Here is a 24,720-nt window from a genome sequence, read left to right on the forward strand (position 1 = left end):
TGCATGCTCGAACGAACTGATCACGCCGGGCGCGCGTTGCGCCCGGCGAGCCTTTTGGAAGCGTTGAGGGAGCGGACGCGGGATCTGCACACGCGAGCAGAGCGATCCGGGATCATCGCCGATATTCTGCGGGGGCGAGCCACACGTGAAGGCTACGAACTTCTGCTGCGGAGCCTGCTTCCGGTTTATCAGACGCTGGAGCGGCAATTGGCGCAACATGGAGCATCGTCCCGGATCGGACCGATGGTACGTCCTGAGCTTGATCGCGCCGGTGCCATAGCAGCCGATCTGCGTTACTTCTCGATCAGCGACGCTCCGATCAGCGACATTGGCGAGGACCAGTTGCCGGCGAAAGCCGGACCGGCGACAGCTAGATATGTGGACGCAATCATGGCCGCCTCGGGTGGCGACGGCAGCCGGCTGATTGCTCACGCCTATGCGCGCTATCTGGGCGATCTCAGTGGTGGCCAAATCCTCAGCCGCCTGCTTTCCCGCTCGCTCAATCTTCCCCTTGCCGCGCTGTCCTTCTATGATTTTCCGGCGATCCCGGACATTGGAGTGTTCAAGTCGGATTATCGGTCCGCCATCGATCGCGCGGGCGATGAGAGCGAGGATTTCGATGCGGTCGTCGAAGAAGGCGCGCTGGCCTTCGAGCTGAACATCGATCTTTCGAATGCCGTGCAGGCGGACGCAGCACAGGCTGCGTAATTAGCTGTCCGAATGCGAAGTGTGCCAAACCAGATGCTCGAGGATGTCGAGCGTCCGGCTGGTGGAGTTGCGAATGCTGTCGAGCATCTCCGGCATCTGGCTGATTTCCGCGCCATGCGTGACTTCGAGTGCCGCAAGTTGCGCGTTTTCGACCGCCGAGGCTGCGAGCTCCTGATAGAGGACGCTGGCGCTTGGATCGAGACCCAGACTGGGCCGTCGTCCGCCGGCGATATCTTCCTGAAAGCGGGTTCGCGCCGACTCCGCGGCCTTGCGGTCGCTGAGGTCGGAGAAGATTATCACGAAACCGAGCACGCGCTCGTGCGGTCCGATAACCGGATCAGCGCGCACCATCAGCGAACGTGGCTGCGCACCGTTGTTGTTGATCTGCAACTCGCCGCTCCAGCTTCGCTTGTGACGAAGCAGATCCTCCAGGTTTGCGCGGAACTCGACCGGTGAAGCAAAATAGGTGCTGAGATCGCGAAGATGAGGCAAATGCGGGTGCGATGCCCGCAATTGTTCTTCAAAGGCTTCGTTCAGGAGCAGGATGCGGCCTTCGACATCGGCGATGATGACGGGTTGCACCGAACCGGTCACCTGGCGGCTGATCGTTTCGAGCTGATCCTGTGCAATGACCATCCGCACCGAGCGGAATTGCAGGGCAACGTCAGCCACGGTCTCGCCGATCATGCGGGCGGAAGATATCTCGGCTGGCGACCACGGATCGGACTTGCCTTCCACCAACTGATGCCATTGTGCGAAGGATCGTCGCGGCGAGAGGTCGGATGGATCGTCGCCGATGATGACCGGCTTGAGCGGGTCACCGCCCCAGGTCACCGTCATGATACGTTCCGGCCTGAACCACATCAGGTATTCTCCGGAACTTGCCGAAAGTGGCACCGCGATGAGGCCGCTGGCGACCGAACGCAGATCCATGAAGGCGGGCTCGTCGATCGTCAGCGAGGCGGTGACGAGGTTTTCCGGCCGCTTGCTTCCCCCCTCCGTTCGCTTGCGGTCAAGCCAGCCGCCGATCTCGCGGATTCGCTGGGTACCGGGTACGTCGCCGATCGTCGTCACCTGTCCCTCGAACAGCAGCGCCGCGCCCGAAGCGCCAAGCGGCTGGAGCAAGGATTGTGCGCCGTCGAACAGGGCAGTCTGCCAATCGCCGTCGCGCGACACGGCTTCGATCAGCCGCTGCTCGAGCCTGCGCACCACCAACTCGGACTGGCTCTGTGCAAAGCTTTCGAGTGCGGCGATCCTGATGGCGCAGGCTTCCGCCAGCGCCTCGCATACCGCCCGCATATCGAAGGGGATAAAGCGGGGCGCATAGTGATGGCATGCGATCAGTCCCCACAGGCGATTGCAAACCATCAGCGAGCAGACCAGCGTTGCGCCTACTCCCATGTTCTGCAGGTATTTCTGATGGATCGGTGACATGCTGCGCAGGCAGCTAAGGGACATGTCGAGATCACGGCCGTTCAGCGGCGAGAGGCGTGGCTGCAAGGGCACCGGCGTGTAGTTGACATCGACTAGCAAGCGAACGCGATTGCGCTCGTAAAGCTTACGCGCGATCTGCGGAATGTCGGACGCCGGATAGCGGTTGCCGAGGAAGGCTTCGAGATCCTGGCGTCGTCGTTCGGAAAACACTTCGCCGTGCCCTTCATCGTCGAAGCGATAGACCATCACGCGATCGTAGCCGGTAATCTCCTTGAAGATGGCGGCTGTTTCGTCGCAAAGGGCGCGCAGCGAGGACGACCAGGTGATGCGATGAAGGGCGCCATCCAGGGCCGGCGTCGGATTGGCTGATGACCCGGCGGGTTCCAGTTCGAGCATGAGACCGCCGTTTGAGGGGCGATGGATCGTGCAGTTGAATCGCTGCTGAGGGCTGCCAAGGCTGCAGCGAACCGTCATCGGCGTCGAATGAAGCGGATTTCCCAGATGGGGCAGGATTTGTAGCAGCAGATTGCCGTCGAAATCAGACAGAGGACGACCGAGAATAGGGCTGACCTTTAGAATCTCGCCGGCATTGGCGCTTGCCTGAATAACAATATTGTCCGGCTCCCGAACAACGAGAAGCGCGCCGTGGGGTTGAATCGACCCCGCAAGATGAATCTGTTCGCGCTCGCAATTGGCAAGCGTTGCCTGTCCGAAGGCCGGTGATGCAAGAGGGCTCGAGGTCAAATAACCTCCCCTTATTTTTCCTCGCTATCCGGTGCTATCCGGTTTCTCATCTAGATTATATCGGTCGAGTTTGGCGTAAAGGCTCTGCCGACTCAACCCCAGGATTTCCGCCGCCGTCGTGCGATTCCCTTCGGCGAGCTGCAGTGCGGCACGCACGTAGTGTTGCTCGACCACCTCGACGGTGCTCTTGACCAATTTCCGCAGCGGCGTCTTGCCGACAGTTTCGTTCATGGACGCCAGCGCGGTTCGCAGACTATCGTTTTGAGGGTTCGGGGAAAGCCGCCGCGCGACGTTCCGCAGGACAAGGACGATCCGGTTGTCGCCGCCGTGCTGATAGCCGGAGGCGGAGATCTCGATCTCGGTTTCAGTGCCGAGCTCCCCCAGAACCGTGGTCGATAGCAGTCGTACCATGCCGTGGCGCTGGATGTTCGAAATCAGCACGGACAGATCGGCCCCAGGCCGTGACAGCCAGCGGCCGAGATTCTTGCCCGTCACCGCTCCGGTGGATCCGATCTCGACAAGTTCGCTGAACGCCCGATTGACGAATTTGATCTCGCCACTGTCATCGATGATCGCTACCGCGTCGGGAAGGCGATCCAGCAGGCCCTCGAGACCTTCTTGCTGCGGCACGGTTGCTCCGGCCGGCTTTCCGATCGGTGTCATCTGCACGAGAAAGACAGGCGTCGACTCTTGTGTCATCAAGGAGCCGCGTAGTGTCCACGGCGCGCCTTCCGCTCCGAGATGGACCACGATCGCAGGCGTTTTGCCCTGGTCGCGCACCCGGCGCAGCATCAATTCGATCGGCTCGCGGTCCTTGGCGGCGATCTCCTGCAAGAAGTCCCGGCCAACCAAGCCTTCCTTGCGACGCGTGGCGCCGCCCAGCGCGGTGGCGGCGGTCCGATTGGCCTCGACAATGCGCAGGTCGGCAACCTTCACCAGCAGGACCGCATCGTTGGAGGCTTCGATGACCAGGCGATATCGCGTTTCGATTTCGCGGAGCTTCCAGTAGTCGCGCTCTATTGTCTGCTGCGCGGAAATCAGCCGAGCCTGCAGTTCGGCGACCGCCTGCAGGTTCTTGCCGATCGCGAGCATTCCGGCACGGCCGCCCAGCAGCACCGTCGTGAACTCCATCGGCAGTTCGAGACCGCTCGGGAATTTCTGGATAATTTGCCGGAACGCCGAGATGCCGGTCCGCTGCGTGTCCTGCATCATGCGCTGGATCTTGTCGCCCGCGCTGCCCACGATCTCTGACCACGGACGCCCGATCCATGTGTCGATGTTTTCTTTGGACATGGCGGGGGCGAGCGTCACTTCGCGAATGACGCCATCCATATCGAGAAGCAATGTCACATCAGGTTGGGGAGTGTTGAACTCCGACATCGCGCTCTGCATCCAGGTTCAATCGCCGAACTGAATTGCCACCCGCGTGCGCCAGTGAAGAAGGTCCCGGGGGATCAACCGAGGGGTCTGGCGAACCAGCTCTGACATATTGACAGTTCGGTCAACGTGACCGTTTTGCGCGGTTACGCACCACTGTCAAGAAAAATTTACGTGCGTCACCACCTTTTAATGTCGGGTCCAGCCGTTTCACCCCATTCGCAGGGAAAGAGACCGCGAAAACGCAATTCTGATGGTCATTTATGACAAGAATCATTGACAATATATTATGTTAAGCAATCATTACTGGTCCAAGAAATAGCCCTTCGGGAGGTAATGATGATCGGAAAGATGACCACCATCGCGGCAACCCTCGTGGCTGCGGTCGCAGTTCTCCCGTCCGCAAGCTTCGCCGCAGGCGAGGGGGCGGGCGGAGACCCGGTAAGGGGTGCGCAGGTTTTCAAGTACTGCATGACCTGCCACCGCATCGGCCCCAACGCGAAGAACTTGATCGGTCCAGTTCTGACGGGCGTCATTGGCCGGCAGTCGGGCACGGCGCCGGGATTCGCCTATTCCGACCTCAACAAGCATGCTGGGGAGAATGGTCTGGTGTGGAGCGAGGATATGATCTTCCAGTATCTGCCCAACCCCAACGCATTCCTGAAGAAATTCCTCACCGACAAGGGCAAGGCTGATCTCGCCACGGGTTCCACCAAGATGACGTACAGTCTCACCAATGAACAGCAACGCAAGGACGTCATCGCCTATATCAAGACCTTCTCGCCGGACAAGGACAAGAAGTGAATTCTCGCCTCAACGCCAGCGTTGCCTGAGATCGGCAACGTTGGCCACGCCCGCCAGCGCCAGGCATGCCGTGTACCACGGCCAGGAATAGCCGCTCAGCGAGAGGCGGAGCGCGAGCAGCAGGAATGCGCCCGCCAGCACATTCGGCAGCAACTGTGCTGGCGCAATGCCGCGTTGGGTCGCGTACCAGTAAAGCGTGATCGCGACGATTTCGGCTGCGACAATCGCCAGGATCAGATCGACCGCGTGGACGCCGGAGAGGAAATCGATCATCGAGCTGCCGTCCCGTCTCAGGCCGCGCGCGCCAGTCCGGTCAGATGCGCGATGTTCTTGAAGAAGATTCGGACATGCGACAGGGGTCTGGCGCGCACCAGAGCCTTGTTCATGTACGCATCCCAGGTCAGTTGCTGGACGTCCCGGTCGCGGCAGATCGCGACGAAGCGCTCACGGCGGCTGTCATTGATGTACCAATAGCGCTGCATCAGCTTGAGGATCCAGAACACGCCGCCATGCAGGCGCATGAAGCGCTTGCGCGCGCGCTTGAGCTGCCGCGCGTCGCCCGTGAGCAGGAACTGATGGACTGCCTCGGCCACGAAGCGCCCGCACGCCATCGCGTAATAGATGCCTTCACCGGAAGCCGGGGCCACGACGCCGGCGGCGTCGCCTGCCAGCACAACATCACGGCCGTTGTCCCATCGTTTGAGTGGTTCGAGCGGGATTGGCGCGCCTTCACGCCGGACGGTCGCGGCCTGGTCGAGACCGAGCGTCTGCCGCAACTCGCTCACCGAACCGCGCAAGGAAAATCCCTTGCATGCGCTGCCTGTGCCTATGCTCGTGGTGGCGCCGTGCGGAAAAATCCAGCTATAGAAGTCCGGCGACAGCTTGCCTCGATAGATCACGTCGCATCGTGTGCCGTCGAAGGGGATTTGTCCGTGTTCGGGCGACCGGACAATTTCGTGATAGGCAAAGACGTAGCGAATGTCTTCCGCGCCGGGGATGCATTGGCGGCCAACTGCCGACAAGGCACCATCGGCGCCGATCACGGCGCTGGCGCGGACAGAGAGCGTCTGCGAGGCGCCATTGGCATCACGCGATTCGTAAATGATCGTCGCCACGCCATCCTGATCGCGTCGAAACTCCTTGAAAGTGCCAGTGTGCCGCTCGGCGCCGGCTTGTGCGGCGCGTTCGCGCAGCCACTCATCGAAGACGTCGCGATCGACCATGCCGACAAAGCCGCCATCGATCGGCATGTCGACCTCTCTGCCGGTGGGCGACACCATCCGCGCCGACGAGATGCGGGCGACCAGAAGGTCGTCGGGGATGTCGAACTCTGCGATCAGCCGAGGCGGGATTGCACCTCCGCACGGCTTGATTCGACCGGCGCGGTCGAGCAGCAGCACGCGATATCCGAGGTGCGCCAGGTCGTTGGCCGCCGTGGCGCCGGCCGGTCCGCCGCCGACAACCACGACGTCGAATGTGGAAGGATGTGTCATGTCGTGCTCCCTGCGTGACTTGCCAAGGTCATCGAACTGCCGGTGTTATCCTTGGCCAGCGGCTCGCCGATCCAGAACGCGAGGTAGGCAGCGACGACGAACAGGCCGGCCTCGGCCGTAAACACCAAGGCGTAGGAAAGGGAAGGTGAGGAGAGGATGTGTCGCGCGGCATCGCTGACGAATGTCCCCAGCAGACCGCCGAGACCGAACGAGATCGCCTGAGATGCGCCCCACACGCCCATGCGGGTGCCTTCACGCTCCCGATGTCCGGCGCCGACCAGATTCATCATCGCGCCGACCGCGGCAATCGCATACACGCCGTTGGTGATGCCGAGCATCAACACCGAAAGCTGCAGCGGCCATCTGGGGCCGACCAGTGCCGCAAGCGCAAGGCTGAACAGCGCCAGCGCGGAAGCGATGCAGCCGCCTATGATCCAGGGGCGGGTTTGCATTCGCCACGAAGGCATCAGCATGTTGATGACGGGGACGAGAATCATGCCGGTCAGCGCGCCGCCGTGCTGGACACCGGAGAGCCGCGTGGTTTCACCGGGCGTCATGGAGAAAACCGCTCCGGCGAATGGTTCGAGGATGAGGTCTTGGGCGCTGTAAGCCAGCATCGAGACGAAGATGAAAACGGCGAACCTGCGCACCTTGGGCTCCGTCCAGACCTCCTTGAGTTCTTTCGAGAAGGATCCTTCGCGAGGCGCGGCGTTCAAGCGTTCGTTCGGCAGCGTCTCGCCCTCGATCCTCCAGATACCTAGGATCGTAACGAAAAGGGCGATCGCCGAGACCGCAGATGACACGATGATCAGCCGGCCGCCCGAGTAAGGATCGAGCGCGCGACCCGCAACGAGCGTGGTGACAATGAAGCCCATGATCATCATGACCCAGGCGGCCGAAGCAGCCGCGCTCCTGCGTTCCGGCGCGGTGCGTTTGGCGAGCAGCACGAGAAGCGAGGTCCCGGCGGCGCCGACACCGATGCCGATCATGATGAAGGCGATCACTGCGAGGATAATGCCTGCGAGCAGCCATGTTGCCATCCATGCGGTTGCGACCGCGGCGAGCGCGCCGCCTGCCGCAAGCACCGTCATTCCGCCGACGATCCAGGGCGTGCGGCGGCCGCCGAGGTCGGAGCCATAGCCCAGACGAGGGCGGAACACCTGCATCGCGTAGTGAAGGCCGACCAGAACGCCGGGCAGCATCGCCGGCAAGGCAAGTTCGACCACCATGACCCGGTTCAACGTCGACGTGGTCAGCACGACAATCGCGCCGAGTGCCGCCTGCACAAGACCGAGGCGAACAATTCCCAGCCAGGAAAGCGGTCGCAAGGTTTCCCGTATCATGCCGCGATCCTCCCGAGGGCGAGCGCCGTGACCAGCATGCCCAGCACGTACAGGCTGACCCCGGTGCTGTTGTACCAGGGCGCTCGTTCGCGCGGGCTTTGCAGCAGTCGACGCATCAGCGCGAATTGGCCGGAGAGCAGAGCGATGACGATCGCGGCGTGAACCGGCTGCCCCCAGAGAAACAGAAGTGCGATGACGATCGCCTGTGCCGATGCCATCGTGACGCAGGCGAGCAGGGCTGCGCGATGCGTGCCGAGTTGCGCTGGCAGGGAGGCGACATGCATCTTGCGATCGCCCTCGATGGATTTGAAGTCGTTGAGCGTCATGATGCCATGGGCACCGATGCTATAGAGCAGGGCCGCAAGCACGATACGCTGGTCCGGCGCGCCGTTCGTCATGATTGCGGCGGCGGTCAGCCACGGCAGTCCCTCGTAGCATAGGCCGACCGCGCTGTTGCCGATCCAGCCGTTCTGCTTGAGGCGGACCGGCGGCGCACTGTAAGCCCAGGCCAGAACGAGTCCGAAGACTGTTGCGGCGCATGCCCAGGGACCGAGCTGCGAGGCGACAGCAAGCGACAATGCCGTCCAGATCCATGCGATGACGAGACCCCAGCGGCCGGGTATGCGTCCGGAAGGGATCGGCCGGTCGGGTTCGTTGATGGCATCGACGTGGCGGTCGAACCAGTCGTTGACCGCCTGGCTCGTCGCGCAAACGAGAGGCCCGACCAGCACGACGCCGGCAAGGACCGTGGGCCAGCGTCCGGCCGGGCTCTGTCCCGACGACACGATCCCGCAGCCGAACGCCCACATCGGCGGAAACCAGGTGAGCGGCTTCAGCAGTTCGAGCACGACCAGTGGGGAGGGGCGCTTGGGCGAGGAGGTTGGAGCGATATCGGTCATGATGCGTTACTCGACCTTGCCTTCGTCATATTCACTGGCATCGGCCAGTCCGAAGCGCCGCAGCTTGACGTAAAGGCTCTGGCGGCTGAGTCCGAGCATTTCGGCGGCGGTGGCGCGATTGTCTCCGGTCAGCTTCAAGGCTGCCTCGATGCACATGCGTTCGATAACGTCGGTTGTTTCGCGCACCAACTCCTTCAGCGGAACGCGTCCGATCAGCTCCGCAAGTTGTTCGCGTGACCGCGGGATTTCCGAATGCGGGTCGGAGATGGCGCCGATGCGGGGTTCGACATTACGGATGATGAAGCCGAAGCTGGGCTCCTCCTGGCGCCCGAGGGCGACGGCTGAGATCTCGACGTTGACAGGCGAGCCGTGCTCGCCGCGGATCACGCTCGAGAAGAGCTTGAGTGATCTGTGTTGACGCAGGTTCGTCAGCAGAATCTCGAAATCGATGCTGGATTTGCCGATCCAGCGATCGATATTCTCGCCGCGAACGTGCTTCTCGTTTTCGATCTGGGCGAGTTGCAGGAAGGCGGTATTGGCGCGGAGCAGTCGACCCTCGCGATCGGTAAGGACAATGCCGTCCGGAGCATCCTCGACGAACCTGAGCATCTGCGAAGTCTCGTCTGCGTGAGACGAGGCAGCGGCCAGCGCTGGAATGGCAGGCATAAAGCGCAGCAGGAAAAACGACGAGACGTCCTGCCTGAAGAACATTCCGTCGAGAATGAAGTCCCGCCCGTTATTCAACCTCAGTTTCAGCGCCTCGATGCGCATCTGGCTGCGCAAGGCGGTGGAAATGGACTGGACCGTAACCGGGTCATCGATCAGAAGGGCATCCGGAAAAAGCTTTCCGATCAACTGTGCCGCACCTTCGTGGAGCAAGATGGACGACGCGGGATTGGCCTCCACAACCCGATGGGTGGCGGCATCGACGATCAGCACCGGCTCCGAATACATCTGGAACAGGATCCGGTAGCGCGATTCCGCGTTGCGGATCTTCGAATAGTCGCGCTCGATGGCGATCTGAGCCTCGACCAGCTTTTGCTGAAGGGCCGCGGTCGCGCGCGCGTCGCGACCGAGGGCGACGAAACGCCGATTTCCTGTTGCGACCACGGAGTAGAGGATCGGAATGTCGGGGCCACGCGTCGCCGGATAGCGGACCTCCCGCCATCGCGAGACTTTTTTCGCGGCCGCTTCCTCCAGGAGTTGTTCGATCTTCCACTGGCTTTCCTCGGCAACGGTGGCCTGCCAGTGGCGTCCGATCCATTGATCGCTGTATTTCAATTCGAGCGACAGATCCGAGCGCTGGAAGGAGGCGGTGTGGATCGCTCCTTCATCGTCGATGGCAAGGGCAATGTCTGAGGCCGCCGCAATCAGGGTGGCCGCGACATCTGCGTCGAGATCGCCAAGCGATTGTTTCGGAGCCCTGAAAACCTTCACGGACGAAATCACCCTCTGACAGCAGCGGTTCTCTAGCGGCGAATTTCATCCCGAAGTCGCTTTCACAAAGTCAGGCTATCGCCGCTCGGTCAGGAGCTTGACGACATTCTGGGCTTGCGAAACTTCTTGACTGAAGTCGGAGACGACTGCATCGCCGCCGACCAACAGGACGAGTTCAGGCCGTTCGGTAAACGCGGGACCGCATACCATTACACCGATATTCCGATTGGACGATTCGCGCCGGATCATGCGGATGTTCGTCGCGAGGTCGTCCAGTTTCCTGTCGTGACTGGCAAAGAATTCGACGACGTCGAACCATTGCGTGCGGATGGTTTCAATGAACGCTGCGCCGGCGGGATCGGGTTCGATCCACGTATCCCAACCGTCGCGCCGAAAAAATTCTCCGGCCAGCACGAGGCCAAACATCATATGTGTGATGTCGTTCTTTTCGCCCGGACCCGCCGTCAGCAGGGCGCGGAGGCCCGCGGATTTGAAACCCCCGTCGGCGCAAAAGGCGGGACTGAAGTCACGCAGCAATTGCTGCATGCGCCAGAGCGCAAGCGTGATCGCGGCGAAATCCCACTCGTCGTTCATCCAGAGACGACGGAGATGTTGGGCGGCTGGAACCATCAAATCCAGGTAGATCGTCTCGAGAGACGCCCCGCTATTGCGATAGGATTGGATTAGTTCCGCGGCCCGATAGCTTTCTGTCCCCAACACTAACTCCGCGAAGCCCGATGCTCCGCCATCGGTTGCGGGAAGAATGTTCGACGGCGCCGTCTGATGTACCCCGTTTCCGTGAGCCATCACCAGGCGGGGAATGATCTCGACCTCGACAGTCTGGCTGATATTCGTCACCGTTGCGCTGCGAATGACCAGGGATGGAAGTTTGCGGTGAAGACTGGTTTCAAAGCTTCGGCGCCCTGTGCGGACGCCGAACCCGGCTGGTGGAGGGGCTGTTTCATTGAGATCGGTCATCGAATGCCTCCCTGAACATTTGAACGGAAGTCGGTCAGATCGTCAAGAAGTATTGACGTAAGTTTTTATTGACACTCTTCGTGGGGGGAGTTACCTTCTACGCATCGGGCTCGCACTTCAGGGGTCAAGCGATGCACCATCCGAGGGCCAATCGATCGCAAGCCGATACTGCCGGCCCGGATGATCTGATGGTGCTGCCTGGTCCCACACCATCGCATCACTCGCTCAGCGGATTGTCAAACAAACTTTACTATTGCTGTGATGGTAAGTTCACATTTTTGACCGATCCCATGCGCCGCCAAAACGTCGCTGCTTTCGGCGAGCCGCGGTCGCGGCAGGTGAAGCGTGCGCTGCGTCCGCTTTATTCGGCCGAAGAGAAACGTCGCCGCGATGAGACGTCCTGGACCCGGGTGCAAGGCATTCTGGCACCCATTCAGTTTCTTGCCTTCGCGATCAGTCTCGGTCTGGTGCTGCGCTATCTCGCAACCGGCGAGGGATTCTGGATCGCCACCTGCTCCGTCGTAATCAAGACGTTGCTGCTCTACGCAATCATGATCACGGGCTCGATCTGGGAGCGCGTTGTGTTCGGTCGCTACCTTTTTGCGCGCGCCTTCTTCTGGGAAGACGTGTTCAGCATGCTGGTGCTGGCCCTACACACAGCCTATCTCGCCGCGATCATCGGCGACATCGGCAGCCCGCAGCAGCAGATGATGCTCGCGCTCGCGGCCTATGCCTCCTATGCGATCAACGCCACCCAGTTCCTCCTCAAGTTCCGCGCCGCGCGCCTGCAAGATCAGGCCGGACGACTGACGGCACAGTTTGCCGTCGAGGAGGTCAAATGAATACGCGCGCCCAGCCCTGTTCCTTCGGTGACAATGTTCTGCGCGAACGTGGCCAGCGGGAAGTATTTTGCGGGCTCACCGGCATTGTCTGGCTGCATCGCAAGATTCAGGATGCGTTTTTCCTGGTCGTGGGCTCCAGAACCTGCGCGCACCTGATTCAATCGGCGGCTGGCGTGATGATCTTCGCCGAGCCGCGATTTGCGACGGCGATCATGGAGGAGCGCGATCTTGCCGGCCTCGTCGATGCCAATGACGAGCTCGACCGCATCGTTGCGCAACTACTGGCACGCCGCCCCGACATCAAGCTGCTGTTTCTGGTCGGCTCCTGTCCGTCTGAAGTGATCAAGCTCGATTTGTCGCGCGCTGCCCTGCGGCTCTCGCAGCGGTTTATGCCGGATGTGCGCGTGCTCAATTATTCCGGCAGCGGGATCGAGACGACTTTTACCCAGGGTGAGGACGCCTGCCTTGCCTCCCTCGTGCCGGTTCTGCCCGAGGCCAATTCGAAGTCTCCGCCGACGCTGTTAATCGTCGGGGCGCTGGCTGACGTTGTGGAGGATCAGTTCCGCCGGCTGTTCGCCGAGCTTGGAATCCTTTCCGTCTCGTTTCTGCCGCCGCGGCGTTCGTCCGAGTTGCCGGCTGTGGGACCGAATACGTCCTACCTGCTGGCTCAACCGTTCCTGTGCGAAACCGCGCACGCGCTGGAAGAGCGCGGCTGTCGGCGGATCGCGGCGCCGTTTCCGCTCGGGAGCGAAGGTACGACAGCTTGGCTTCGCGCTGCCGCCGCGCAATTCGGTGTCCGCACCAGACATCTGGATGCTGTAACCGCTCCGCTCTGCGCACGGGCCGATCGCGCCGTCGGGCGTTACAGGTCGCAGCTCGCGGGCAAGCGCATCTTCCTCTTTCCTGACTCGCAGATCGAGATTCCCGTCGCGCGCTTTCTGGCGCGTGAGCTTGGCATGGATATCGTCGAAATCGGTACGCCATATCTGCATCGCGATCATCTTGCGGATGAACTCGCGCTGCTTCCCGCGGGCGTCCGTCTTAGCGAAGGACAGGACGTCGACCGTCAACTCGACCGCTGCCGCGAGGCGGCTCCCGACCTCGTTGTCTGCGGTCTCGGTCTGGCCAATCCGCTGGAGGCCGAGGGCATTGCCACGAAGTGGTCGATCGAACTCATTTTCACGCCGATCCAGGGCTACGAGCAAGCGGGTGATCTCGCTGAGCTGTTCGCACGTTCCTTGATCCGCCGCTCAAGGTTGGTGGCTTAGATGCAGCTCACGGTCTGGACATATGAGGGGCCTCCCCATGTCGGCGCGATGCGGATCGCCACCGCCATGCGCGGAGTCCATTATGTCCTGCACGCGCCGCAGGGGGACACCTACGCCGACCTGCTGTTCACCATGATCGAGCGGCGTGACCGCCGCCCGCCCGTCACCTACACGACGTTCCAGGCTCGCGATCTTGGCGGCGACACGGCGGACTTGCTGCAGGCAGCCATGCGCGATGCCTACGCGCGCTTCACACCGGACGCGATGCTCGTGGGGGCGTCCTGCACCGCAGAATTGATCCAGGATGATCCCGCCGGTCTGGCGCAAGCGCTGAACCTGCCGATTCCGATCGTGCCGCTGGAATTGCCCTCGTACCAGCGCAAGGAGAACTGGGGGGCATCGGAGACGCTTTATCGAATTGTGCGTACGCTTGCCAATCCTCTCCGGGAAGATCCCTCTGACCCGCGAGCAAAAAGTGTACGCGCAGTCTGCAATCTGCTTGGTCCGACGGCACTGGGGTTCCGTCACCGCGATGATCTCGCGGAAGTGACCAAGTTGATTGTGGATTTAGGCATCGACATCGGCGTTGTCGCGCCCTGGAATGCGACCCCCGCCGATATCGCGCGCTTGCCCGAGGCTGATTTCAACATCGTATTGTATCCCGAAATTGCGCTGACGACGGCGCAGTGGTTGCAGCGGAATTTCAACCAGCCCTATACGAAAACCGTGCCGATCGGCGCGGCTGCGACCCGGCAATTCATTGAAGAAGTGGCCAAGCTCGCCGGCATCGATCCGGCATCAGCGGAGGTGAACGCGGAGCAGCGTTCGTCCTGGTACGCGCGCTCCGTCGATTCGACCTATCTTACCGACAAGCGCGTCTTCGTGTTCGGGGATGCCACGCACGCCATCGCTGCGGCACGGGTCGCGACGAAGGAACTGGGCTTCAAGCTCGTGGGCCTCGGCAGCTACAGCCGCGAATTCGCCCGCGACGTTCGCGAGGCGGCGGATTCCTACGGCATCGAGGCGCTTATTACCGATGACTATCTCGAGGTCGAAGCGAAGGTTGCCGAACTGCAGCCCGAACTTGTGCTCGGCACTCAGATGGAACGCCATATCGCCAAGCGGCTCGGCATTCCCTGCGCCGTCATCTCCGCGCCGACGCATGTTCAGGATTTTCCGGCGCGCTACTCACCGCAGATGGGCTTCGAAGGCGCCAACGTGATCTTCGACACCTGGGTTCATCCGCTGATGATGGGACTCGAAGAGCATCTGCTCGGGATGTTCCGCGACGACGCAGAATTCAACGACACAGCTCCGTCGCATCTCGGCGGCCCGATCGAGTTGCCGCAGGCGCTTGCGGGTGCCGCCTGGTCGGCCGAGGCGGAGCAAGAGCTTCACAAGATTCCTTTCTTCGTGCGCGGCAAGGCGCGTCGCAACACGGAGCGCTTCGCGCAGGAGCGCAATGTCGGCTTGATCACACTCGAGACTTTGTACGATGCCAAAGCGCATTTCGGCCGCTGACAGGACACCCATCCGGGTCGTCATCGTGACGATGGACAGCCATCTGGCGTCCGCAGCGTCGCGCGCGCGAACGGCCCTGAGTGCAGAATTGCCCGGGCTCGATCTCGCGATCCACGCAGCCGACGAATGGAACTGCAATCCGGCGTCGCTGGAGCAATGCCGGGAGGACATCGCGCACGGCGACATCGTTATCGCAACGATGCTGTTTCTGGATGAGCATATTCAGGCGGTCCTGCCCGCGCTCGCCGCCCGCCGCGAGCATTGCGACGCCATGATCGGCTGCCTGTCGGCCGGCGAGGTGGTGCGGTTGACCCGGCTCGGCCGCCTGACGATGTCCGGCTCCAGCGGCGGCATGATATCTCTGCTGAAGCGGCTGCGCGTCAGCCGCACCGGCAATTCCAGTGGCGCGAGCCAGATGAAGATGCTGCGGCAGATGCCGCGGCTGCTCCGCTTCATCCCGGGTACGGCGCAGGATTTGCGCGCCTATTTCCTGACGCTGCAATATTGGCTTGCAGGATCGGAACAGAATTTCGCCAGCCTGGTGAAATTTTTGATCGGCCGGTATGCCGATGGTGCACGTTCGTCCTTGCGCGGAAAGGTCCAGGGCGCGGACCCAGTCGTCTATCCGGAGCTTGGGCTCTATCACCACAAGCTCGCGAACAGGATTGTGTCACGCATCGAAGAGTTGCCGCCGTCGCCCCGCGCCACGGGACAGGTTGGCGTCCTGGTTATGCGATCCTATCTGCTCGCCGGCAATACCGCGCATTATGACGGAGTCCTTGACGCGCTCGAGGCAAAGGGACTTCGCGTCATTACTGCCTTCGCCAGCGGTCTCGATTCCCGTCCGGCGATCGAGCAGTACTTCATCCGGGACGGCGTGGCGACGGTGGACGCGGTGCTCTCCCTGACCGGCTTCTCCCTTGTCGGCGGTCCTGCCTACAACGACGTCCGTGCCGCCGAGACCATGCTGGCGCAACTTGATGTTCCCTATATTGCCGCGCACCCGCTGGAATTCCAGACCGTCGAGCAATGGCGCGAGGATTCTCGCGGCCTGACGCCTGTGGAAGCTACGATGATGGTGGCGATCCCGGAGCTCGATGGCGCGATCGCGCCGATGACCTTCGGAGGACGATCTTCCATCGTCGATGCCGGCCGCGACATGGTCGTGGTGCCGGAACGGGCGGCCATGCTGGCGGCACGCGTGTCCCGGCTGGTGGCGCTTCGCAGGAGTGCGCGTGCCGAACGCAAGCTGGCGGTCGTGCTGTTCAACTTCCCGCCGAACGGCGGCAGCGCCGGAACGGCCGCCTATCTCTCGGTGTTCCAGTCGCTGCACAACACGATGACTGCTCTCAAGGCAGCCGGGTACGGGGTCGATGTCCCGGCGACAGTGGACGAGCTTCGCGCGCGTGTCTTGAAGGGGAATGCACAGCGGTTCGGAACCGACGCGAACGTCTCCGCGCGCATTCCGGTCGACGATTACGTGCGCCGCGAGCGCTGGCTTCCGGAAATCGAAACGCAGTGGGGCGCCGCACCGGGCAGGCATCAGACCGATGGCAGCCATCTGCTGGTGCTCGGAGAACGGTTCGGCAATCTCTTTGTCGGCCTGCAACCGGCTTTCGGATATGAAGGGGATCCGATGCGGCTGCTGTTCGAGCGCGGCTTTGCGCCGACCCATGCGTTCGCGGCCTTCTATCGCTGGATCCGGGAGGACTTTGGCGCGAACGCGGTTCTGCATTTTGGCACCCATGGTGCGCTCGAGTTCATGCCCGGCAAGCAGGTCGGCCTTTCCGGCGATTGTTGGCCCGATCGTCTGATCGATGACCTGCCAAATTTCTATCTCTATGCTTCCAACAATCCCTCGGAAGGGACGCTGGCCAAGCGCCGCGGGTCGGCAACGCTCATCAGCTACCTGACGCCGGCGATCGCGAAAGCGGGCCTCTATAAGGGACTTGCCGATCTGAAGGCTTCGCTTGATAGCTGGCGCGCCATGGAGCCGGAGGCAAGGGAAAGCGAGCGCGCCGACGCACTCGCGCTCATCCAGGCTCAGGCCGCCGCGGTCGATCTTGCCGAGGCGGAGCCCCTCTGGGGACAAACTGCGGCCAAGCGCATTTCGGAACTCGCCAACGCCGTGATCGAGCTCGAATACTCTCTGATACCGCACGGACTGCATGTCGTTGGAGCGCCGCCCTCGGAGACGGAGCGCGCGGACATGCTGGACGCCGCGGGCGTCACCGATAAAGAGCGACGGGCTTCGCTCGACAAGATACTGGCCGAGGACCACGAAACGCCCGCCCTCATCCACGCGCTCGATGGTGGATATATCCATCCGGTGGCCGGCGGAGACCTTCTGCGCAATGTCGATGTGCTGCCGACGGGGCGCAATCTGCACGGTTTCGATCCGTTCCGCATCCCGAGCGCGTTTGCGGTGCTGGATGGGGCACGGCAGGTCGAGCGCCTGCTCGCACGTTACGCTGGCGAAGCGGGAACAGTGCCGGAAACCGTAGCGCTGGTGTTGTGGGGTACCGACAATCTCAAGACCGAAGGGGCGCCGATCGCGCAGGCGCTGTGGCTGCTTGGCGCCGAGCCCCGCCGCGACAGCTATGGCCGGCTTGCCGGAGCGCAACTGATTCCGCTCGAGCAACTGGGCCGGCCGCGCATCGATGTCGTCATGACCCTGTCAGGCATCTTCCGGGACCTGATGCCGTTGCAGACGAAGTTGCTGGCCGAGGCGGCATTGCTCGCTGCCGAGGCGAACGAACCCATCGAGCAGAATTTCGTCCGCAAGCATGCGCTTGATTATCAGGCCAAGCAGGGTGGCGATATCAGAGAGGCCGCACTGCGCGTCTTCGGCAATGCCGAGGGCGCCTATGGCGCCAACGTCAATCATCTGATCGATTGCGGCGCCTGGACCGACGAGCAGGAACTCGCCGAGGCCTATACGCGGCGAAAAGGCTTTGCCTATGGCACGGACGGCCGCCCGGTTCGCCGCGACGCATTGCTCGGCCACGTTCTGGCCGGCGTCGATGCCGCCTATCAGAACATCGATTCCATCGAACTCGGTGTCACGACTGTCGACCACTACTTCGATACGCTCGGCGGCATCAGCCGCGCGGTGAAGCGGGCGCGCGGTGAAGCGGCGCCGGTCTATATCGGTGACCAGACCAGGGGGGAGGGCACCGTTCGCACGCTCTCCGAACAGATCGCGCTGGAGACGCGCACGCGGACGCTCAATCCGAAATGGTACGAGGCGCTGCTCGCGCACGGCTACGAGGGCGTCCGCCAGATCGAATCGCATGTCACCAACACCGTCGGCTGGTCCGCCACCACGGGACAGGTCGCACCTTGGGTCTACCAGCAGATCACCACGACTTATGTGCTGGATGAAGCCATGCGCGAGCGCCTTCTCGCGCTGAACCCCGCAGCTTCGGCCAAGATCGCGAACCGCCTGATCGAAGCACATGAGCGAAATTACTGGTCACCCGACCAGGCCATGCTCGAAATCCTGCGCAAGGCGGGAGAGCAGTTCGAAGATCGCCTCGAAGGCGTGGGAGTAGCAGCATGAACATTCCAGTCCGGCAACCTGTTGCGACCGCGCCGATCCGTCGCCCCGACGGCGCCGGCAGCGTGCAGGTTCAGATGGATCCTAACCTGGTCATCGGAACGGCGAAGGTCTTTTCGGTCTATGGCAAGGGCGGCATCGGCAAGAGCACGACCTCGTCGAACCTGTCGGTTGCCTTCTCCAAGCTTGGCAAGCGCGTGCTTCAGATCGGCTGCGACCCCAAGCACGACTCGACCTTCACGCTCACCAAACGCCTCGTGCCGACCGTAATCGACGTCCTCGAGCAGGTGAATTTCCACGCCGAGGAATTGCGCCCCGACGATTTTGTTTATCGCGGGTACAACGGTGTGATGTGCGTCGAGGCCGGCGGGCCGCCGGCGGGAACGGGCTGCGGCGGCTATGTCGTCGGCCAGACCGTCAAGCTCCTGAAGGAACATCACCTCCTCGAGGACACCGACATCGTGATCTTCGATGTGCTCGGCGACGTCGTTTGCGGCGGGTTTGCGTCGCCTCTGCAGCATGCTGACCGCGCGCTGATCGTCGCGGCGAACGACTTTGATTCGATCTTCGCGATGAACCGAATCGTGGCCGCGATCCAGGCCAAGTCGCGCAATTATCCGGTCCGGCTCGGCGGGGTCATCGTCAACCGCAGCGACGGTACCGATCAGGTCGACAAGTTCAACGAAAGGACGGGGCTGAAGACGGTCGCGCACTTTCCGGATCTTGATGTCGTCCGCAAGAGTCGCCTGAAGAAATCGACGTTGTTCGAGATGGAGCCGTCCCCGGAGGTCGAGGCCGTGCAGAACGAATATCTGCGGCTCGCTGCTTCTTTGCTGGCAGGGGCGGAGCCGTTGAACGCCGTCCCGCTGAAAGATCGCGACATCTTTGACTTGTTGGGGTTCGACTGATGACCACCGTACATTATCTTGAGCGGCGTAGCGAACTGGAAACCTATTTCGATCGTACGGCGGTCGCGGCCTGGACTCGGCTGACGTCGGAGGCGCCGGTCGGACGCATCCGCGCCACGGTCCGCGCCGGCCGTGACGAGATGCGGCGGACACTTCTGTCCTGGCTGCCGGAGGATATGAGCGGCGCACGCCTGCTCGATGCCGGCTGCGGGACCGGCGCGTTATCGATCGATGCCGCGCGTCGCGGCGCGAATGTCGTTGCCGTCGACATCTCGCCGAGCCTGATACAGATCGCGGGCGGCAGGCTTCCCGCCGACATCAGTCCCGGCGCCATTCGTTTCGTCGCCGGCGACATGCTGGATCCGAGCTTCGGCAAATTTGATTTCGTCGTCGCGATGGACTCCGTCATCCATTATCGCCCGGATGACATGGTGCGGATTTTCGCAGGCCTTGCGACGCGGACGCTGCACTCGCTGCTCGTGACCTTTGCGCCAAGGACGCCGGCGCTGACGTTCATGCATACGGTCGGACGCGCGTTTCCCCGCGAGAACCGTGCGCCTGCGATCGAGCCGGTCAGCGAGCGATATCTCAAGAAGCTGATTACCGAACATGCGGATCTCGATGATTGGTCGTTCGAGAGAAGCCACCGCGTCACCAGCGGCTTCTACAAGTCCCACGCATTGGAGCTGCTGCGACGATGACAAGGGCCGTACCATCGCTTGCGCAAGGCTGGATGCGACTGGGATCGCGATTCCTGCCTTTTGCAGACGCGGCCACGAGCGAGCTTCCGTTGCCGCGGTTGATGCGCCTGTCTCTGTTCCAGGTGTCGGTCGGCATATCCGTGGTGTTGCTGAACGGAACGCTGAATCGCGTGATGATCGTCGAGCTCGGCGTGCCGAGCTGGCTGGTGGCCCTGATGGTCGCCCTGCCGCTGGTTTTCGCACCGCTGCGCGTGCTGATCGGCTTCCGGTCGGACCATCATCGCTCGGTGCTCGGCTGGCGTCGTGTGCCCTACATCTGGATCGGCACGCTGTTGCAGTTCGGCGGCCTTGCGATCATGCCCTTCGCGTTGCTGGTGCTGTCGGGCGACGCGGCCGGACAGGTTATCGCCGGGCGGATCGGGGCGGCGATTGCGTTCCTGCTGGTAGGCGCCGGCTTGCACACCACGCAGACGGCCGGACTTTCTCTCGCGACCGACATCGCGCCCGAGCGTTCGCGTCCGCGCGTGGTGGCCTTCCTTTATGTCATGCTCATGCTGGGCATGATGGCAAGCGCGCTTCTCTTCGGAGCGCTTCTGGCCAACTTCAGCGAGATGCGCCTGATCCAGGTGGTGCAGGGCGCAGCCTTGACCGAGATGGTGCTCAATATCATCGCGTTGTGGAAGCAGGAGGCACGCGATCCGTCACGGACTTCGGCGGCAATCGAGCGACCGCGCTTCCAGGAGTCCTGGCAGAAGTTTCAGGAAGCGGGCGGCTCATCTCGCGTGCTTCTGGCGGTCGCCCTCGGTACCGCCGGCTTCACCATGCAGGACATCCTGCTCGAGCCCTATGGCGCCGAGATATTGCATCTCACCGTCGGCGAGACCACGGGGCTTACCGCATTGTTTGCCGCTGGCACGCTGACCGGCTTTGCCATCTCCGCGCGGCGTCTCGGCAATGGATCGGATCCGTATCGGATCGCCGCCATCGGCGCGTTGGTCGGCCTTATTGCATTCTCCTCCGTGATCTTTTCTGCACCGATGATGTCACCCTTGCTTTTCCGGATCGGCACGACGCTGATCGGCTTTGGGGGCGGGCTGTTTGCCGTCGGAACGCTGACGGCCGCAATGGCTCTGGCGCGGGATGGTGCGAGCGGTCTTGCGCTCGGCACCTGGGGCGCTGTGCAGGCGACAGCGGCGGGAACAGCGATCGCCGGTGGCGGCGCCATTCGTGACGTGATGTCGGCACTTGCAGGAGAAGGTCATTTTGGCGTGGCGCTCGCCAATCCCGCGACCGGCTACAGCATCGTCTATCACATCGAGATCGCACTTCTGTTCGCAACGCTCGCCGTGATCGGGCCCTTGGTGCGGTCGGGGCATCCTGCGCCACAGCAAAAGTCCGAATTCGGCATTGCGGAATTTCCAGGCTAATTCATTCGGGAGGACGTCATGCACTCAGATCTTACCGGTTATGTGGATGTCGCGCAGGTCACACTGTACGCGTTCTGGATCTTCTTCGGCTGCCTGATCTTCTATCTGCGGCGCGAAGACAAGCGCGAAGGCTATCCGCTGCAATATGAGGATGGTGGCCGCCGCAGTGGCGTCGGCTTCCCCTCCTTTCCCGGCCTCAAGAAGTACCTGCTTCGCCACGGTCACACCGCGACCGTGCCGAACTGGAAAAACGATCGGCGCGATGCGCCGGTCACGCCGATGGCGCCCTGGCCGGGATCGCCCTATGTGCCGACGGGTAATCCAATGCTCGACGGCGTCGGCCCTGCCTCCTATGCCGATCGCGAGGACGTCCCCGAACTCTCGATGGACGACGTCCCGGCGATCGTGCCGCTGCGCGTCGAGTCCACGATCGTGATCGAGCAGCGTGATCCTGACCCGCGCGGAATGCCCGTGATCGGCGCCGATGGCGAGGTCGGCGGCATAGTTCGGGATGTGTGGGTCGACCGTGCCGAAATGCTGATCCGCTATCTCGAGGTCGAGGTCGCGGGAGCCGCCAACCGCAACGTTCTCGTGCCGATGACCATGGCGCGTATCAAGATGCGCTGGGGCGAGGGCAGCGTCCTGGTTCGGTCCATCCTTGGCCGGCAATTCGCGGATGCGCCGGTGCTTGCCAACCCCGATCAGGTGACCAAGCGCGAAGAGGACAGGATCGTCGGTTATTTCGGCGGCGGCAATCTGTACGCCATCGCCGCTCGCCAGGAGCCGCTGCTGTGAGTATCCGGGTGGGCCAGTTCGATCATCTTGATATGCCTCGTGGCGAGAACCTGCTCTGGCAGGGCCGGCCGGATGCGCGCGCTCTGGCGGTCCGGGTGTTTCACGTCCGGCTGGTTGCGATCTACTTCGCGCTGCTTTTCGCGGCGCGGATCATGATTGACCTCTCCGACGGCAGGTCGTGGATTGATGCCACGATTGCTGCGTCGCGATTGGCCATTCCGCTCGCGGCCGGCCTAGTCCTGCTTTGCGGACTGGCGCTGCTCTACAGCCGCACGACCCGGTACACCGTGACCAACCGGCGTTTGCTGCTGCAATTCGGTGCGGTGCTGCCGATGACGCTCAACATCCCCTTCAAGCAGATCGCGAGCGCTGCTGTGAAGGAATACGCCGACGGCACCGGCGATCTGCCCATTGCCGTCGTCAGCGAAAAACGACTGGCGTTTCTGCTGCTGTGGCCGCATGTGCGACCGTGGCGGCTGACGAAGGTCGAGCCCATGCTTCGCTGCGTGCCGGACGCGCACAACGTCGCCGATCTTCTGACAAAGGCGCTGACAACCGCGTCCTCGCCGGCGCCTGAGCCGGTCGTTACCGCAATGCCGGTGCCGCAGCCGGCAGAGGTGGGCTCTGTTGTCGCGACTGCGGCTTAGGGAGGAGATGATGAGCGGAGCCCGTGCCGAAAGAATGGTTCCTCGCGGGGCGATCCTTGGAGCAGCCGCGTTGATCGGATTCTCGCTTGTCGTCGCTAGCGTTAGTCGATTGACGGGCATCGGCACGGTCCGAGCCGATTACGCAAAGGTGGTGCAAAGCGTATCGGTCCGGTTCGAGGATCGCGCTGATGGCGGCGTTGCGGTGATAGCGCCCCGGAGCGGCGCGGTCGTCGGGATCGTACCGGCAGGGACCGACGGCTTCGTCCGCACCGTGCTGCGCAGTCTCGCCTTCGACCGCCAGCGCTACGGTGTGGACGCGGAACCGGCCTTCGTTATCGCCAAGTGGTCGGATGGGCATTCCACCATCGAAGATCCTGCCACAGGTCGCCGCGTCGATCTCGGGGCATTCGGCGCGGTCAACATGGGAGCCTTCGAACATGTGATCGCCATGCGGGGTAACAGGCCATGACCCTGCTCCGCAGAGTGGAACCCCGTCGCTTCGACGTCGAATGCACCATTGAAATCGAGCAGACCGGTGAAAGCCTTCATGCTCATGTCAGCCTCGACGGTGATGTCGATATACGCCCTGGGGATCAGGTCACCATTCAGGGCGCACCGGTCCGGGTCGCATTCGGCGACTGCGTCCAATTGCGTCGCACCGCCACGGTCGTGCGTGCCGGCGCGCTCAAGCGCTTCATGACATACGTCGCCGGCTATCTCGAACTCACTGAACTCTACGAAGTCAGCTTCTCGGACGGGAGGGCATCATGATTGCGATCGAAGGCGGGACCCGGACATCGTCGAGCACCGACATGGCGAGCGAGGACACCATCCTCAGCCCGCGCTTCTACACGACCGACTTCGACGCGATGGACCGGCTCAACGTCGATCTCGTGCGGCGTGAATGGGACGCCGTGCTCTCCGATCTGCGTGCTGACTTCAATCGCAAGCATTTCGTCAAGACCACGGAGTTCGAAAAAGGGTTCGACGAACTGCCGGACGATCTGCGTAAGGAATTCAAGGACTTTCTGGTCAGTTCGCTGACGGCGGAGTTTTCCGGCTGCGTTCTCTATGCCGAAATCAAGAAGCGCATCAAGAACCCCGATATTCGCGAGCTGTTCACCTATATGAGTCGCGACGAGGCGCGGCATGCCGGCTTCATCAACGAGATCCTGAAGGATCACGGAATCGGGGTTGACCTCGGCTTTCTGACCAAGGTCAAGAAATACACCTATTTCAAACCGAAGTTCATCTTCTATGCGACCTATCTGTCGGAAAAGATCGGCTACGCGCGATACATCACGATCTACCGGGAGATGGAGCGCAATCCGGACCGGCAGTTTCATCCGATCTTTCGGTGGTTCGAGAGATGGTGCAACGACGAGTTCCGCCATGGCGAAGCCTTTGCGCTGCTGATGCGCGCTGATCCCAGCCTACTCAGAGGTTACAACAAGCTCTGGATCAAATTCTTCCTGCTTGCGGTGTTCGCCACCATGTATGTGCGTGATCACATGCGACCGGCCTTTCACGCGGCGCTTGGCGTAAGTCCGACGGAATACGATATGCGGGTGTTCAGGATCACCTCGGAAATCTCGCGACAGGTGTTTCCAGTCCTGCTCGATATCGACGACCCGCGCTTCCTGGCCGGTCTTGAACGGCTGCGGAAGAATGCTGAAGCGATTGCCGACGCAAAGGCGCGCGGTGGACTGGCTGCGCGCTTCAAGCGCGTCGTCCTGCCGCTCGCGGCCGCCACGGCCTTCGCCCGGTTGTTCATGCTGCCGGCCAAAAGAAACGAGTTGCCGCGCGAGATCAGGCTTCAACCTGCTTGGTGATGG

General features: G+C 62.2%; 22 protein-coding genes. 14 read left to right on the forward strand and 8 right to left on the reverse strand.

Annotated features, from left to right (window positions below; all coding sequences use genetic code 11):
• The first annotated feature begins 3 nt into the window (after positions 1 to 3).
• A complete protein-coding gene (locus ACS3WB_RS04035; RefSeq protein WP_438274276.1) occupies positions 4 to 708 on the forward strand; it encodes a heme oxygenase (biliverdin-producing) in 705 nt (234 codons plus the stop codon).
• On the opposite strand, the gene ACS3WB_RS04040 is transcribed toward ACS3WB_RS04035, so the two are convergent.
• Both ACS3WB_RS04040 and ppsR (ACS3WB_RS04045) read right to left on the reverse strand, forming a co-directional pair.
• The gene (locus ACS3WB_RS04040) at positions 709 to 2,886 is read right to left on the reverse strand and encodes a GAF domain-containing protein (protein ID WP_438274277.1); all 2,178 of its coding nucleotides are present in this window, start codon (positions 2,884 to 2,886) and stop codon (positions 709 to 711) included.
• Positions 2,887 to 2,910: 24 nt separating this feature from the next.
• Complete coding sequence (gene ppsR, locus ACS3WB_RS04045; protein ID WP_438274278.1) at positions 2,911 to 4,266, reverse strand: transcriptional regulator PpsR; 1,356 nt, start codon at positions 4,264 to 4,266, stop codon at positions 2,911 to 2,913.
• A gap of 336 nt (positions 4,267 to 4,602) precedes the next feature.
• On the opposite strand from ppsR (ACS3WB_RS04045), the gene ACS3WB_RS04050 reads away from it, so the two are divergent.
• Positions 4,603 to 5,067 carry a c-type cytochrome gene (locus tag ACS3WB_RS04050; protein WP_438274279.1) on the forward strand — a complete coding sequence of 155 codons (465 nt, stop codon included), beginning with the start codon at positions 4,603 to 4,605 and terminating at the stop codon, positions 5,065 to 5,067.
• A gap of 9 nt (positions 5,068 to 5,076) precedes the next feature.
• Here ACS3WB_RS04050 and ACS3WB_RS04055 read toward each other — a convergent pair whose 3' ends face one another.
• The 6 genes from ACS3WB_RS04055 to ACS3WB_RS04080 form a co-directional block, all read right to left on the reverse strand.
• On the reverse strand, positions 5,077 to 5,340 hold the full coding sequence (locus ACS3WB_RS04055; RefSeq protein WP_438274280.1) for a hypothetical protein: 264 nt from the start codon (positions 5,338 to 5,340) through the stop codon (positions 5,077 to 5,079).
• Between the two features lie 17 nt (positions 5,341 to 5,357).
• Positions 5,358 to 6,560, reverse strand: a complete 1,203-nt coding sequence (locus ACS3WB_RS04060; protein WP_438274281.1) for a geranylgeranyl diphosphate reductase — start codon at positions 6,558 to 6,560, stop codon at positions 5,358 to 5,360.
• Positions 6,557 to 7,903, reverse strand: coding sequence for a BCD family MFS transporter (locus tag ACS3WB_RS04065; RefSeq protein ID WP_438274282.1), 1,347 nt, complete (start codon positions 7,901 to 7,903; stop codon positions 6,557 to 6,559). The genes ACS3WB_RS04060 and ACS3WB_RS04065 overlap by 4 nt, the downstream gene beginning before the upstream one ends.
• Positions 7,900 to 8,802: a chlorophyll synthase ChlG gene (gene chlG / locus ACS3WB_RS04070; protein ID WP_438274283.1), complete on the reverse strand. Its 903-nt coding sequence runs from the start codon at positions 8,800 to 8,802 to the stop codon at positions 7,900 to 7,902. Before chlG ends, ACS3WB_RS04065 begins: the two co-directional genes overlap by 4 nt.
• Positions 8,803 to 8,808: 6 nt before the next feature.
• On the reverse strand, positions 8,809 to 10,239 hold the full coding sequence (gene ppsR / locus ACS3WB_RS04075; protein WP_438274284.1) for a transcriptional regulator PpsR: 1,431 nt from the start codon (positions 10,237 to 10,239) through the stop codon (positions 8,809 to 8,811).
• A 75-nt stretch (positions 10,240 to 10,314) separates the two neighbouring features.
• On the reverse strand, positions 10,315 to 11,217 hold the full coding sequence (locus ACS3WB_RS04080) for a cobalamin B12-binding domain-containing protein (RefSeq protein ID WP_438274285.1): 903 nt from the start codon (positions 11,215 to 11,217) through the stop codon (positions 10,315 to 10,317).
• A gap of 188 nt (positions 11,218 to 11,405) precedes the next feature.
• On the opposite strand from ACS3WB_RS04080, the gene bchF reads away from it, so the two are divergent.
• Genes bchF through acsF form a run of 12 tightly spaced genes read left to right on the forward strand, consistent with a single transcriptional unit; the run spans position 11,406 to position 24,717 of the window.
• The gene (bchF, locus tag ACS3WB_RS04085) at positions 11,406 to 12,059 is read left to right on the forward strand and encodes a 2-vinyl bacteriochlorophyllide hydratase (RefSeq protein WP_438274286.1); all 654 of its coding nucleotides are present in this window, start codon (positions 11,406 to 11,408) and stop codon (positions 12,057 to 12,059) included.
• A complete protein-coding gene (locus ACS3WB_RS04090; RefSeq protein WP_438274287.1) occupies positions 12,056 to 13,327 on the forward strand; it encodes a ferredoxin:protochlorophyllide reductase (ATP-dependent) subunit N in 1,272 nt (423 codons plus the stop codon). Before bchF ends, ACS3WB_RS04090 begins: the two co-directional genes overlap by 4 nt.
• The gene (gene bchB, locus ACS3WB_RS04095) at positions 13,328 to 14,848 is read left to right on the forward strand and encodes a ferredoxin:protochlorophyllide reductase (ATP-dependent) subunit B (protein ID WP_438274288.1); all 1,521 of its coding nucleotides are present in this window, start codon (positions 13,328 to 13,330) and stop codon (positions 14,846 to 14,848) included.
• Positions 14,823 to 18,410 (forward strand): magnesium chelatase subunit H, encoded by a 3,588-nt coding sequence (locus tag ACS3WB_RS04100; protein ID WP_438274289.1) that lies wholly within the window; start codon positions 14,823 to 14,825, stop codon positions 18,408 to 18,410. Before bchB ends, ACS3WB_RS04100 begins: the two co-directional genes overlap by 26 nt.
• Positions 18,407 to 19,315, forward strand: coding sequence for a ferredoxin:protochlorophyllide reductase (ATP-dependent) iron-sulfur ATP-binding protein (gene bchL / locus ACS3WB_RS04105; protein WP_438274290.1), 909 nt, complete (start codon positions 18,407 to 18,409; stop codon positions 19,313 to 19,315). The genes ACS3WB_RS04100 and bchL overlap by 4 nt, the downstream gene beginning before the upstream one ends.
• Positions 19,315 to 20,016 carry a magnesium protoporphyrin IX methyltransferase gene (gene bchM, locus ACS3WB_RS04110; protein ID WP_438274291.1) on the forward strand — a complete coding sequence of 234 codons (702 nt, stop codon included), beginning with the start codon at positions 19,315 to 19,317 and terminating at the stop codon, positions 20,014 to 20,016. The genes bchL and bchM overlap by 1 nt, the downstream gene beginning before the upstream one ends.
• Positions 20,013 to 21,443 carry a BCD family MFS transporter gene (locus tag ACS3WB_RS04115; RefSeq protein WP_438274292.1) on the forward strand — a complete coding sequence of 477 codons (1,431 nt, stop codon included), beginning with the start codon at positions 20,013 to 20,015 and terminating at the stop codon, positions 21,441 to 21,443. Before bchM ends, ACS3WB_RS04115 begins: the two co-directional genes overlap by 4 nt.
• Before the next feature lie 18 nt (positions 21,444 to 21,461).
• The gene (puhA, locus tag ACS3WB_RS04120; RefSeq protein WP_438274293.1) at positions 21,462 to 22,238 is read left to right on the forward strand and encodes a photosynthetic reaction center subunit H; all 777 of its coding nucleotides are present in this window, start codon (positions 21,462 to 21,464) and stop codon (positions 22,236 to 22,238) included.
• The gene (gene puhB, locus ACS3WB_RS04125) at positions 22,235 to 22,885 is read left to right on the forward strand and encodes a photosynthetic complex putative assembly protein PuhB (protein WP_438274294.1); all 651 of its coding nucleotides are present in this window, start codon (positions 22,235 to 22,237) and stop codon (positions 22,883 to 22,885) included. The genes puhA and puhB overlap by 4 nt, the downstream gene beginning before the upstream one ends.
• Before the next feature lie 10 nt (positions 22,886 to 22,895).
• Entirely contained in the window at positions 22,896 to 23,354 is a 459-nt protein-coding gene (puhC, locus tag ACS3WB_RS04130) for a photosynthetic complex assembly protein PuhC (RefSeq protein ID WP_438274295.1), read from the forward strand.
• On the forward strand, positions 23,351 to 23,656 hold the full coding sequence (locus ACS3WB_RS04135) for a hypothetical protein (RefSeq protein WP_438274296.1): 306 nt from the start codon (positions 23,351 to 23,353) through the stop codon (positions 23,654 to 23,656). The genes puhC and ACS3WB_RS04135 overlap by 4 nt, the downstream gene beginning before the upstream one ends.
• Complete coding sequence (acsF, locus tag ACS3WB_RS04140) at positions 23,653 to 24,717, forward strand: magnesium-protoporphyrin IX monomethyl ester (oxidative) cyclase (RefSeq protein WP_438274297.1); 1,065 nt, start codon at positions 23,653 to 23,655, stop codon at positions 24,715 to 24,717. Before ACS3WB_RS04135 ends, acsF begins: the two co-directional genes overlap by 4 nt.
• Positions 24,718 to 24,720 lie beyond the last annotated feature (3 nt).

The organism is Nitrobacter sp., assembly GCF_051535215.1.
GTDB lineage: Bacteria > Pseudomonadota > Alphaproteobacteria > Rhizobiales > Xanthobacteraceae > Nitrobacter.